We start from the raw sequence: 12,452 nt of genomic DNA, 5'->3' as shown, positions 1-12,452 counted from the left end.
CAGCATTGTGATTTAGCTGCATAAGTTGAGGCGACATCTACCTTGAAAGTTACCGGTTTCCGGACTATTAAATGACAATTGCATCCAGGTACTGACCAAACTTAACGTAGTCAAGCTACGCATGCTTAATATGGTGAATGCTGCTTCTATTAATGCCACCCTCGAAATACATGTCTGCACCATAACCATGTTGTAACAGGCCGAGGGAGGCAAGGGCCGTACACTCCGCCTCGACATCTCTGATAATTTTTCCCAAGACAATAAAAACGAAGATTTGCAGGGTAAACTTAAGCGATTCTGGTTTTTGGTCCAGACACTCCGCTGTGCATCAATTGATAGAAATTCACGGCCAATGGCGATAAGTTTCAATCAAAGTGCAGGGAAAATGACCATAGAATACACTCAAGTTGATTCAACATCAGAATCACAAGAGGCCTTTGTAAAATTGGTGACCATTCTGTCAGGACTGGCCTCCATGGATGTTTTACTCAACAAATTTAATCGCAGTAAAAATACCAACAAGTGGCATTTTGAAACCCTGGTTAAAAAGTCCCAAAACGGACTGGACGAACCTATCAATAACTGGATATTCAAACATTGTCTGGTATTAGATGCCATTACAACACGGTTTATGCCGCAAGAATTTCATTATGATTATACGTTCTTAGATTATCTGGATGGCAAATACAAACTCTTCTTTCAAATGGCCGAAAAAGCTTACTACCAGCTTATGAGAGCTAGAATTCCTGATAGAGATGCGGAACTTCGGCAGATCCTTACCGCTATGACCAAACACCTTCAACCGAATGTTGCTGCAAGAATAACCAATGAACTGCTTGCTCACATGGCCATTGAGACCGGCTTCCTGGAGGTTTTTATTCCAATCTTGCGTGAAGAATTTGACTTAGATCACGACAGGGAAAGGGTGCTTTTTCTGGTTCAGCAAAATCCAAGGATATTCAGTTATATCGCTGACAGATTTAATGATGATAAAGAAATAGTTAAATCTGCCGTAGAACAGCAAGGAAATTTATTAAGTTATGCCAGCAATCGTCTCAAAAATGACCTTGATGTGGTTCTGTCAGCCATCAGAAACTACTCTCTTGCTGGGCCGATGGTAAAAAACGATGAAGCCCTGTTAAAGAGACTCATTGAGGAAAATCCTTACGCTCACTACTTTGTTAGCCTTGCCACTGAGTCCCTTAAAAATGACAAGGACTTTGTCCTGCCATTGCTCTCACGAGACGCCTTCATCTATGAATTCCTCAGCGACAGACTGAAGTCTGATCCGGATATTCAAGCTGCAATCCGGAACCAGGACGATGGATTCAGGAAATAGGCCAATATCATGCGGGGTGCCCTGCCTGATTAGAGACCGCATACAAGAGTCTGGTTGAAGTGCGCATTTAACAAGTCAGGAATACGCTGGAAAGACCAGGCGGCATCAATTATGCCGTCATGATCTGGAGTTTAATCACAGCTCGGGAAACCATGTTTTTGACCGTAAGCATGATTTTATCACTTCGGCCAGTGACTTTATGGAGGTCATTCATATCGAGATGTCGGTCTACGGCGTCAAGACAGATTTTGTTGTGAAGAAAAACAAATAAGGGCTAGCTTTCGAGAACGACAAAAGCAAGAGCATGTTCGGTTTCATCAGAGAGGCTCAGATGAATCGCTTTGATCCCCCTCTCTTTTTGAAGTTCAAGCGCATGCCCCAAAAAACGCATATGAGGCGCTCCCTGCTCATCACTGAATGTCTCAAGATGCCGAAAAGAAACCTTGCCTATCCCGGTCCCCAGAGCCTTGGAAGCAGCTTCCTTGGCGGCAAAGCGTTTGGCCAGCCAGGCTGCCTGCTGAGGCTGAGACCTAAAGGTTTTCAGCTCAGAATCCGTAAGAATACGGCGAGCAAAGGCTTCTGCCCGCCGCTCAAGGATTTTCTTAAATCGTGCGATACGGGCGATATCCGTGCCTATACCTGCAATCATTTATGAAGAGAAGCTCTCAGCATTAAGGTCTTCATGTCTTTTACGGCCGTTTTCAAACCGGTAAAGAATGCGCGACCAATAATAGAATGACCAATATTCAACTCATTAATGCCATTGATAGCAGCCACAGGCTCCACGTTCTGATAGTTCAGACCGTGCCCGGCATTCACTATCAACCCTTTAGACAGGGCAAAATCAGTGCCCTCTTTTAGCCTTTCCAGCTCTGCCTGCATAACTTCAGGTGTTTCTGCCTCAGCGTATGCACCAGTATGCAATTCAATAACCGGAGCACCCGCTTGAGCAGAAGCTTCAATCTGATTGAGATCCGGATCAATGAAAAGTGAAACTTCTATACCAGCGTTAGCCATTCGAGAGCAGGCTGAAGATATGGAAGACATCTGCCCAACAATATCCAACCCACCTTCTGTGGTCAGTTCTTCACGCTTTTCGGGCACCAGACACACCGCGTGAGGCAAAACCTCTTCAGCAATGGCCAACATCTCTTCCGTAGCAGCCATTTCCAGATTCATACGCGTCTGAAGCACATTTCGAATCAGCCTCACATCCCGGTCCTGGATGTGACGACGATCTTCGCGCAAATGCAGAGTAATGCCATCAGCTCCCGCCTGCTCAGCCTCTATGACGGCCTGAACCGGATCAGGATAGGTGCCTCCCCGGGCCTGACGGATGGTTGCTATATGATCAATGTTCACACCCAGCAGGATGCGGTTGTGCGGAATCATGAGACAAACTTCTCTCTGGTAAGGAAAAATTCCCGACTTTTCAGCGGCTTCTCTCCCACCAGGGGAGCCAGTGCCAAACGGGTTAATCGTTTAAAACCCGGAAAATGCTGAACGTTGTCAAAACGTCTCTCTGCCAGAGACACTAGCAGCTCTCCGGAAAAATAACGGGGCCGATCTTTTTCCCTGATCGTTAGAACAGGTAAAAAACCTACTCCGGTTTTGAATTCGTAGAGCAGATCAGGTTGTATATCTGCCCCTGATGCAGCATCAGAAGTCAACGACGGGGCATAGCCGGTCATTTCCAGCAACTCAATCTCAAACACTCTCAACAAGGGTTGCAGCGGAGCGCCCGTAGTGAGTTGCTCCAATACAACGCTATACAACTCAAATAGCCCATCCAGAGGCTGGCCTGGGAGCAATGAACGCATCAAGAGCTCATTCATATAAAAACCACAGTAGAGCGACTGTCCCTTCAGATGAAGGGCATCAGCAGTTTCAAAGCTGCTGAGGGTTTTCAATTCTGATCGCCCCCGCCAGCTGACGAAGAGCCGTGTAAAAGGCTGAACAGCCCGGGAGCGGGATTTTGTCTGGCGAACACCCCTGATAACCATTGCGATACGGCCATGATCTTTCACCAGAAACTCAGCAATAACAGAACGTTCTTTATAAGGCCTGCTGTGAAGCATCCAGGCTGCGCTCAGTTCATTCATCAATCAAAGTCGTAGCCCAGACTTTTTAGGGCCCTGTCATCGTCAGACCAGCCTCCCTTGACCTTAACCCAGAGATTCAACATAACCTTGCTGTCGAACATTTTTTCCATATCAATTCGGGCTTCCTGACCAATCTGGCGAAGTCTGGAACCCTTGTCACCAATGACAATTGACTTTTGGCTGGAACGTTCGACCAGAATCAGGCCACTGATGACCAGCAACGGGCCTTTTGGACGCATCTCCTGTTTGAACTCTTCGATCTCAACCGTCATTTCATAAGGCAGTTCGTCTCCTAACTGACGCATGATCTTTTCACGAATCAGCTCAGCAGCCATGAAGCGGGAACTGCGATCAGTGATCTGGTCTTCCGGGAAGAAATGAATGCTCTCGGGCATCAGATCATCAATCAATTTTTCCAGCTCTTTCAAATTATGACCGTGCAAAGCCGACACTGGAATAATAGCTTTGAAGTCCGCCTTATCAGACACTTCCTGCAAAAACTGCATCAGCTCTTCTTTGCGTTCCTTGAGGCGATCGACCTTGTTCAGTAATAGAATAACCGGGCAGCTGACATGACTCAGCTTTGTCAGTACCAGCTGATCTTCTTCGCTCCAGGTCAGACGGTCGACGACAAACACAACGGCATCAACACCGGTCAGCGCACTGCTGGCAGCACGGTTCATATAACGGTTAATGGCCTTCTTTTCCACTTTATGCATACCGGGCGTATCCACAAAAATGGTCTGCACATTGCCTTCCGTCCTGATACCGAGAACCTGATGTCGTGTCGTCTGGGGGCGACGTGAGGTAATGGACAGCTTCTGTCCCAGTATATGGTTGAGAAGCGTTGATTTACCTACATTAGGACGTCCGACGATAGCGACATAGCCACATCGTTGACCTTCAGTCACTGCTTCAGGTCCGGTCACGGCTGAATTCATGAATTATCCACTCGCAGTTTTTCCAGCGCAAAACGGGCAGCCTGCTGCTCTGCCCCACGACGACTGGGTCCCTGACCTTCACTGGTGATATCCAGACTTTCCAGTTCACAAACAACAGTAAACACCTGATCGTGGGCATCACCCTGAATATTCAATACCCGATATTTTGGCAGCGGATTCTGACGAGCCTGAAGATACTCTTGCAGACGGGTCTTAGGGTCCTTGTTTTGCTGATCGGTTACGGAGAGCTCTGACAATCGATCAGCAAACCAGCTGCGAATACGCTCTCGGCAAGTTTCCATACCGGCATCCAGATAGATGGCACCAATAATCGCCTCTACTGCGTCCGCCAGAATGGATTCACGACGGTAACCGCCACTTTTCAACTCACCCGAACCCAGTCGCAAAGAGTCTCCCAATTGGAACTCACGACCAATTTCAGCCAGTGTCGCTCCTCGCACCATACGGGCACGCAGTCTGCTAAGCTGTCCTTCCCGGGCATCAGGAAAGCGCTCAAACAGAGCTTCTGCGATGACAAAGTTAACGATCGAATCCCCAAGGAATTCGAGCCGTTCATTATTGCGGCTGCCACAGCTTCTGTGGGTCAGAGCCAGTTCGAGTCGGCTGCGATCAGAAAATGTATAGCCCAGCCGACGTTCCAGCCGGGCAAGTTCATCAGTCTTCACTGAGATTTAGTGTTCCAGTTATGTTCAAAAGTTAATACAAGATCAATGTTGTGTATCAGATGTACACGACGATCATAGTTGATTTCAACCGCCACCGACTTACCCTTATCCAGCAGGACACTGGATTCTTCCCCTTCCAGTCGGATCCGGTTGGTGAGCAACCCCTTGTCGAGCCACTCTCTTACCTGCTGCACGCTTGCTCCCTCAATACCCGGCTTGGTATCCAGAGACTTCAGGACTTTCTTGATGGCATAATCATCCAGGTAGACAGGTGCCACCCTGATAGTCAACATGATCATAAAACCACCGACCAGTATAGCTACCAGCCAGCCCAAAGTACTCAGTCCTTTTTGTCTGTTTTTTGCAACGGTCATGATCCCTCCCGCCGAGTTATTAGTATCTGCTATTTAAACCCCGGAACCACTCTGGCACCATGAGCGACAGAGCCGAACCGAAGGAATAATTAATTTATTATGCCATTATTTTTGAAACTGGGCAGCTGAGTCCAGCTTGGCCAGTGCATCCAGATATAAACCGCTTTACCGACAATATTTTTCTCGGGCACGGTCCCCCAGTAACGACTATCGTTGCTTCGATCACGGTTATCACCCATCATGAAATACTGCCCATGGGGTATGACCCAAACACCTTCAGCCCGCAGACTTCTGACACCAAGGTCTTTGCGAATTTCAAAGCTTTTGCCATCAATGCTCTCTTCAAACAACTGATAAGCTCGACTCTGATCTCTCAGCTGGGCAATGTATTTCTCAGGAACAGGCTGGCCATTAATAGTCAGCTTCTTGTTCAAATAGCGAATTTCATCACCCGGTATACCAATCACTCGCTTGATGAAATTGATATTCGGATTATCTGGTTCCTTGAACACCATAACATCGCCGCGTTGAGGCTCATTGATGGAAACAATTTTGGTACCAATGACCGGCAGACGAAGTCCGTATTCAAACTTGTTCACCAAAATAAAGTCCCCCACCTGAAGGGTTGGGATCATGGAACCCGAGGGAATTTGAAAGGGCTCAAACAGAAAAGATCGCACTACCAGCACCAGTGTCAAAACCGGAAATATCGACTTGCAGGTTTCAACAATACCGGGTTCTCTCTCCAGTCTGGCCAGGGCTTCCTGATCAGGCTCAGAACCCATACCGGACTTAAAGCTCTCAATAGCCGCCTTTCTTTTAGGCAATAATACCAGCCTGTCGAACAGCGCAACCAGACCTGTAATAAAAACCGCCAGCACCAGAAGCAGTGGAAAATTAATATCCATGGTTATTTGTTCTCAGATACCCGATCTTTTTTCTACCAATATTACTGTTGAAGCGGGAGTTAACAATGCTTCAACGGAATAGTTCGTCATGTTTACGAAAAGCCCGCCGATTTTGACAAGCTACTCAATTAGAACACCTGAAATTTCTCGTCCATAGGTCAATTATTTATCGACTTTTAGTACAGCAAGAAAAGCTTCCTGAGGGATTTCAACTCGACCCACCTGTTTCATTCGCTTCTTACCCGCTTTCTGCTTCTCAAGCAGTTTACGCTTACGAGATGCATCACCACCGTAACATTTTGCAGTTACATTCTTGCGCAGCGCCTTGACAGTGGTTCGTGCACAAATCTGACCACCTACTGCAGCCTGAATGGCGACGTCAAACATCTGGCGAGGGATGATCTCTTTCATCTTTTCAGCCAGCGAACGCCCCCTGGAGACAGCATGATCTCTATGAGCAATAAGAGCCAGTGCGTCGACTTTCTCACCGTTGATCAGAATATCCAGTTTCACCATGTTGGCCATCTCAAAACGATCAAAACTGTAGTCCAAAGACGCAAATCCGCGACTGACAGACTTCAGGCGGTCAAAGAAATCCAGAACCACCTCGTTCATAGGCATATCATAGGTTATTGCTACCTGACTGCCAGTGAACTGCATGTCTTTCTGAACACCCCGACGTTCTACACACAGGGAGATCACATTACCAAGATAATCCTGGGGAACCAGAATATTCGCCTGAACAATAGGCTCCCTGATTTCCTGGATACCGGCAGGATCTGGCAGTTTAGATGGGTTGTCCACCTCAATCAGATCGCCATTTTTCAGCTCAACCTCGTAGATTACTGTCGGCGCAGTGGTAATCAGATCCAGGTTGTATTCACGCTCAAGACGCTCCTGAATAATTTCCATATGCAGCATACCGAGGAAGCCACAGCGGAAACCAAAGCCCAGGGCATCACTGCTCTCAGGTTCGTAGAACAGAGAAGCATCATTAAGACTAAGTTTTTCCAAAGCTTCACGGAAAGACTCAAAGTCGTCTGAGCTGACCGGAAAAAGGCCAGCATAGACCTGAGGTTTGACCTTCTGAAAACCTGGTAGTTCCGGAACATCCGGTGTTTTTGCCAGCGTCAGGGTATCACCTACAGGTGCACCATGAATGTCCTTGATACCAGCAATAACATAGCCCACCTCACCCGCTTTCAGTTCGCCGATAGCGTTCATCTTTGGAGAGAAGATACCCACATTATCTACGCCATGGGTCTGACCGGTCGATTTAACAAGCACCTTGTCGCCTTTCTTCAAGGTGCCGTTCTTGACACGCACCAGTGATACAATACCCAGATAATTATCAAACCAGGAATCAATAATCAGGGCCTGCAACTCACCGTCGATATCGCCTTGCGGCGCAGGGATGGTCTGAACCAGACGTTCAAGCACATCGTCAATACCCAGACCACTCTTGGCAGAACAGCGGACGGCATCCAGGGCATCGATACCGATAATTTCTTCGATTTCCTGCGCCACACGCTCAGGTTCTGCCTGAGGCAAATCCATTTTATTGAGTACTGGCATCACTTCCAGCCCCTGCTCGATTGCGGTGTAGCAGTTCGCCACAGACTGTGCTTCAACGCCCTGGGCGGCATCCACCACTAAAAGAGCACCTTCACAAGCGGATAGAGAACGTGAAACTTCATAGGAAAAATCAACGTGCCCGGGTGTATCGATGAAATTTAGCTGATAGGTGATACCGTCTTTGGCGGTATAATCCAGTGTGACACTCTGAGCCTTAATGGTAATACCACGCTCACGCTCAAGCTCCATGGAGTCGAGAACCTGAGCTTGCATTTCACGATCACTTAACCCTCCACAGGTCTGGATAAAGCGATCTGCCAGCGTCGACTTACCGTGGTCGATATGGGCAATTATGGAGAAGTTCCTGATATGACTTAAGTCGCTCACGATTGCATCACTACAAAAAATTTGTCCCCGCTCAGAGTTCAATCTCTTTCACGAGGACTGTTGTTCAGCTTGCAGGGAATCTGCGAGCCTGAAATAAAGGCGCGAAGCTGCTGTATATAGAGGCGGAGTCTACAGCATCTGAAGATACAGATCACCCCTGAAGACTTGAAACCCTGATCAAAGCCTGGTTACTCGGTCAGTCGGAACGTGATGTAACCAGATTGCCCACTTCGAATCACCCTCATGGAAACAGGGCGATCCTTTGGAAGATCAGCCACCACCTTATTAAAGTCCTTGACCGATTCAATACGGTTATTGTTCAGATCTGTGATAACGTCTCCCTGACGAAGACCAATGGATCGACCCACACCTAAAATCTCACCAGTCAGCACCACTCCTTTGATATCCTTGTTTAGACGCAACTTGTTGCGATAGTCATCATTCAGACCCTCGACCTGAATGCCAAGACGATTCTCTTTCTTATCCGTGTCCAGAGCAGGATGCTCTGAATGCTGGCTTTGCTCATCGGGCAACTCACCCACTTTTACCTTAACGATTTCTTTCTTGCCTTCGCGAATCAGTTCAAGAGCTGCTTTGTCACCGGGTTTGATGACTCCAATAGCCATGGGAAGAGCACCAGAACTCATAATTTCACGGCCATTGACACTGGTAATGATATCACCAGGATGCAACTTGGCTTTGTCCGCGGGACCACTGGGTACAACCTGACTGATTAGGGCCCCCTTTGGCTTTTCAAGACCAAAAGACTCTGCCAGGTCGCGATCCACTTCCTGGATAGCTACACCTAGCCAGCCACGTGTGACGTAACCTTTTTCCTTCAGCTGTTCAATAGCCCACTCAACATGATCCGATGGAATAGCAAAAGACAGCCCCATGAAACCGCCAGAGCGGGTAAATATCTGGGAATTAATACCGATCACTTCGCCCTTCATGTTGAACAGCGGGCCACCGGAATTACCTGGATTAATCGGCACATCTGACTGAATGAATGGAACATAGGCATCACTGGGCAGACTCCTGTTGAGAGCGCTGACAATACCTTTGGTGATGGAGTATTCGAAGTTGAATGGCGAGCCAATAGCTGCCACCCACTGACCCGGTCTGACATCATGAGAGTCGCCCATCTTCACGACAGGCAAATTGCCTTTGCTCTCAATTTTCAGCAACGCCAGGTCGGAACGTTTGTCGGCACCAATCAGCCTGGCGACTTTCTCACTGCGATCATGCAGCCTGACAATGATTTTTTCTGCACCTTGAACCACATGATTGTTGGTGAGGATATAACCATCATTAGAGATGATAAATCCGGAACCCAGAGACATTGGTTGCGGCTTACCAGAGGGAGCATCAGGCATGGGCAAACCGAAATAGCGACGAAATATCTCGGGCAACTCTTCGCCACCCGGACCATAAATTTGCGCACGCCCCTGTTTTGGGGCCGCAAGTGTACTGATATTAACGACAGCGGGCGAGGCCTCTTCGAACAATCGGGCAAAGTCCGGTAGTTCACTGGCCTGAACCATTTGCACCGAAAGCAGCGAGAGACTCAGAAAACAAATAAAGTTCCTGAAGAGAAGGTTGACCCTGTTCATGAACCTGACTTCTCCTTACACCTTGTGATTAGAGACCCAGCATGGGTAATGTGGATGAAAAATTATAATGTTTATGCTGACCAGGACTGGCCGGTTTTCATTAATTCAGGCTCGACCACCTTCCGGGGTAGTACCTTTATCACTCTAACGCGACACATGTCGCTGGTTGATTGACCCCGCATACGTACGGGAATAAACCCGAGTGCAAGGCCTGCTATAGCAGACAAGACAGTGTAAAAATCATTCCAGCCAGTAACAGTGGCAAGCCAGATTGACCCCATCATGCCTATCAATGGCAACAGATAAAGGAGAACCGATGCTCTCATGAGGGCACTTTCGGGTATACCAATAACGACCTGATCATTCTCTTGAATGGAGAAGCCATTCATAGCGCGGATGTACGACTGCTGCCTATTGGGGCGATACCTCTCAAGCAGACTCTGACCACAGCCATTACGTGCACTGCAACTGGAACAGGTGCTTTTGCGAATGGTCTCTACCCAGACATCATCCTGTCCAACGGCCACAACCCTGCCTTTTTCTTCGATCATTTATCTGCCTTCTGACTCTGCTCTCTGGGGCGAACTGAAACTGCTATCCTCTCGGCCGTACCCAGTGGAATCTCACCCAGAACAGTGACATGAAAGTACTTTTCACCGTTACGGAACACTTTGGATACTGCTGCCATAGAGCCTATCTGCTCGGTGGCCTGACTCAATACCCGTGTTTCGTCGGGCTCAACAAATACTGAAAAGCTGGCCAATCCATCAGAAAAGTTCAGAGTATCCACTTTCTGACTGCTGACGGCTGAGTTTCTGCTGCTGTGACCATGAGGCGAAAAACCTTCAGGTATCCAACCAGTTTCCCAGCTCCATTCCGCCTTTCCAGGAACGGATTTGCCACTCAGTTTTACCACATTCTTACCTGTTGATGCAGGCAGTTTTCGCTTTAAGCGCTCCAGCTCTTGAGAGGTCAGGTTTCCCGGAAGCTCAAGGCTGGTGAATTGCATTCTCTCAATGATCCTGCCTTCACTATCTACCATTACGGACTTGAGGAGCAGACCGGTTCGACGATCCAGCCATAATTGGTAACCATAACGAAACCGATCCGTTGGCACCACCAGCAGCTGAACAGCTTCCCGACCCGCTATACGATCCAGAGCGGCTGGCTTCAGCTTGTAATGGTTGTCAAAATGACCGGAAGTAAAACGTCCCACCATCGGAACCAGAGACTCATGTTCAAATCTTGTGGGTTCTCTTCCAGCACTGGCGAAAGTGATAATCTTTCCCTGACGAACCATCTCTCTGGGCAATCCATCCAGAAAAGCAATACTTTCCAGCTCTTCTGACTTGCCACCCACTTTTTGAAGCGTGTGCGCCACTGCCAGGGTTTCTAGGTTAGCACCCTGTTGGTAAACAAAGTGTCCGCGATAGGTAAGATTTTGAGTGGCTTGAATCATGGTTTCCAACCATTTCTCAGGCGTATCGGCAGACTTTGATGACTGGCCGACAGACTTTGATGACTGACCGGCAGGCTTTGATGACTGACCAGCAGGTTCTGATGATTGGTCAACAGGAAATGCGTGACCCTCCAGTGCTACCAGTAAGACCAGCAGCAAAGGCATTAAATGCCCCCTATTCAATCGAATTCCTTTCATAGACTCATTGTGATTCAAAAGTGGTCAAGCGCGCAAAAGGGAGGATTCCCTGTCCTGAATTCATGGCACTCATTTCAGCATGCTGAAGCGCATACGCCCTGAAACGCTCCCTGATAGCCCTGTCAGCAACACTCTGTGCCTGTGCGAGCTGTTCCGGGGTAATACTGTCATGCTGACGAGAACTGTATCCCGCCTGAATTCCAGCAGCACCGTAGCCGTTTTGAGCAATTTGTACTGGTTGTGACAATGTCGTTTGATCAGTTACCGATGCTACCAGAGGCAGAGCTTCAGGGGTAGAATTGTAATTTTTCACACCCAGCAGCACAGCCAATGCAACAGAAGCAGCAACCACTACTCGCCCCGCTTTAGACCACCACCGGTCAACAACCTCAAGAACGCCCTGGCTGGAAGCAGATGTCTCTTTGGCCACAGATTGAGGTACCTCAGACTTCAACCTGTCACGAATAGCGGCTGACAAATCGATATTCACAAATTCGTTGGTTTCATGCCGCAGTGCGTCACCCACCATTTGATATCGGCGAGCTTTATCTCGCAAGTCTTCATCGCTGCCGATATTATCCAGCACTCGACGAAGCTCAAACTCTCCTGCTTCACCGTCCATTGCTGCGGACAGCGACTCATTCAACCTTTCCTGGGCATGATTGTGAGGTGTTTTCTCACTCATTGGCATACCTCTGGTCTCCCGGTCCAGCTGATACACGATGCAAAAAGTATCAGCAGTTTCAGTCAACATAATACGAAAATGAATCCTCTAAGGGAGTCATTTTCCTCCCTAAAGGCTGTAACGGCCTGTTATCTAGCAGCCTGTCGGACTTAAGGCTGTCCTACTGCGGTTGCAATAAATTGGTC

13 protein-coding genes are annotated in these 12,452 nt (G+C 48.1%); 1 reads left to right on the top strand and 12 read right to left on the bottom strand.

The genetic code is table 11. The annotated features are described in order from the left end of the window. Positions 1–385 precede the first annotated feature (385 nt). Positions 386–1,339, top strand: coding sequence for a DUF4116 domain-containing protein (locus KDK19_RS14525; RefSeq protein ID WP_257292238.1), 954 nt, complete (start codon positions 386–388; stop codon positions 1,337–1,339). 274 nt (positions 1,340–1,613) lie between these two features. On the opposite strand, the gene acpS is transcribed toward KDK19_RS14525, so the two are convergent. The 12 genes from acpS to KDK19_RS14465 form a co-directional block, all read right to left on the bottom strand. Next, entirely contained in the window at positions 1,614–1,988 is a 375-nt protein-coding gene (acpS, locus tag KDK19_RS14520; RefSeq protein WP_257274148.1) for a holo-ACP synthase, read from the bottom strand. Continuing rightward, positions 1,985–2,731, bottom strand: coding sequence for a pyridoxine 5'-phosphate synthase (pdxJ, locus tag KDK19_RS14515; protein WP_257252961.1), 747 nt, complete (start codon positions 2,729–2,731; stop codon positions 1,985–1,987). The genes acpS and pdxJ overlap by 4 nt, the downstream gene beginning before the upstream one ends. After that, a complete protein-coding gene (gene recO, locus KDK19_RS14510) occupies positions 2,728–3,441 on the bottom strand; it encodes a DNA repair protein RecO (protein WP_257252959.1) in 714 nt (237 codons plus the stop codon). Before recO ends, pdxJ begins: the two co-directional genes overlap by 4 nt. Then, positions 3,441–4,382 (bottom strand): GTPase Era, encoded by a 942-nt coding sequence (gene era / locus KDK19_RS14505; RefSeq protein ID WP_257280704.1) that lies wholly within the window; start codon positions 4,380–4,382, stop codon positions 3,441–3,443. Before era ends, recO begins: the two co-directional genes overlap by 1 nt. Continuing rightward, the gene (gene rnc, locus KDK19_RS14500; RefSeq protein ID WP_257280705.1) at positions 4,379–5,068 is read right to left on the bottom strand and encodes a ribonuclease III; all 690 of its coding nucleotides are present in this window, start codon (positions 5,066–5,068) and stop codon (positions 4,379–4,381) included. Before rnc ends, era begins: the two co-directional genes overlap by 4 nt. Continuing rightward, on the bottom strand, positions 5,065–5,442 hold the full coding sequence (locus tag KDK19_RS14495; protein ID WP_257280706.1) for a DUF4845 domain-containing protein: 378 nt from the start codon (positions 5,440–5,442) through the stop codon (positions 5,065–5,067). The genes rnc and KDK19_RS14495 overlap by 4 nt, the downstream gene beginning before the upstream one ends. Positions 5,443–5,531: 89 nt before the next feature. Then, the gene (gene lepB / locus KDK19_RS14490) at positions 5,532–6,350 is read right to left on the bottom strand and encodes a signal peptidase I (protein ID WP_257280707.1); all 819 of its coding nucleotides are present in this window, start codon (positions 6,348–6,350) and stop codon (positions 5,532–5,534) included. A gap of 162 nt (positions 6,351–6,512) precedes the next feature. Further along, positions 6,513–8,312 carry a translation elongation factor 4 gene (gene lepA / locus KDK19_RS14485; protein ID WP_257274648.1) on the bottom strand — a complete coding sequence of 600 codons (1,800 nt, stop codon included), beginning with the start codon at positions 8,310–8,312 and terminating at the stop codon, positions 6,513–6,515. A 188-nt stretch (positions 8,313–8,500) separates the two neighbouring features. After that, on the bottom strand, positions 8,501–9,925 hold the full coding sequence (locus KDK19_RS14480) for a DegQ family serine endoprotease (RefSeq protein WP_257274647.1): 1,425 nt from the start codon (positions 9,923–9,925) through the stop codon (positions 8,501–8,503). A gap of 71 nt (positions 9,926–9,996) precedes the next feature. Beyond that, positions 9,997–10,476 (bottom strand): SoxR reducing system RseC family protein, encoded by a 480-nt coding sequence (locus KDK19_RS14475; protein ID WP_257274646.1) that lies wholly within the window; start codon positions 10,474–10,476, stop codon positions 9,997–9,999. Then, the gene (locus tag KDK19_RS14470; RefSeq protein WP_257274645.1) at positions 10,473–11,549 is read right to left on the bottom strand and encodes a MucB/RseB C-terminal domain-containing protein; all 1,077 of its coding nucleotides are present in this window, start codon (positions 11,547–11,549) and stop codon (positions 10,473–10,475) included. The genes KDK19_RS14475 and KDK19_RS14470 overlap by 4 nt, the downstream gene beginning before the upstream one ends. 37 nt (positions 11,550–11,586) lie before the next feature. Further along, positions 11,587–12,336 carry a sigma-E factor negative regulatory protein gene (locus tag KDK19_RS14465; protein WP_257292237.1) on the bottom strand — a complete coding sequence of 250 codons (750 nt, stop codon included), beginning with the start codon at positions 12,334–12,336 and terminating at the stop codon, positions 11,587–11,589. Positions 12,337–12,452: the final 116 nt, after the last annotated feature.

The organism is Endozoicomonas sp. ONNA1, assembly GCF_024606325.1.
In the GTDB taxonomy this organism is placed as follows: Bacteria; Pseudomonadota; Gammaproteobacteria; order Pseudomonadales; family Endozoicomonadaceae; genus Endozoicomonas_A.
This window is presented reverse-complemented; position numbering and strand designations above follow the sequence as displayed.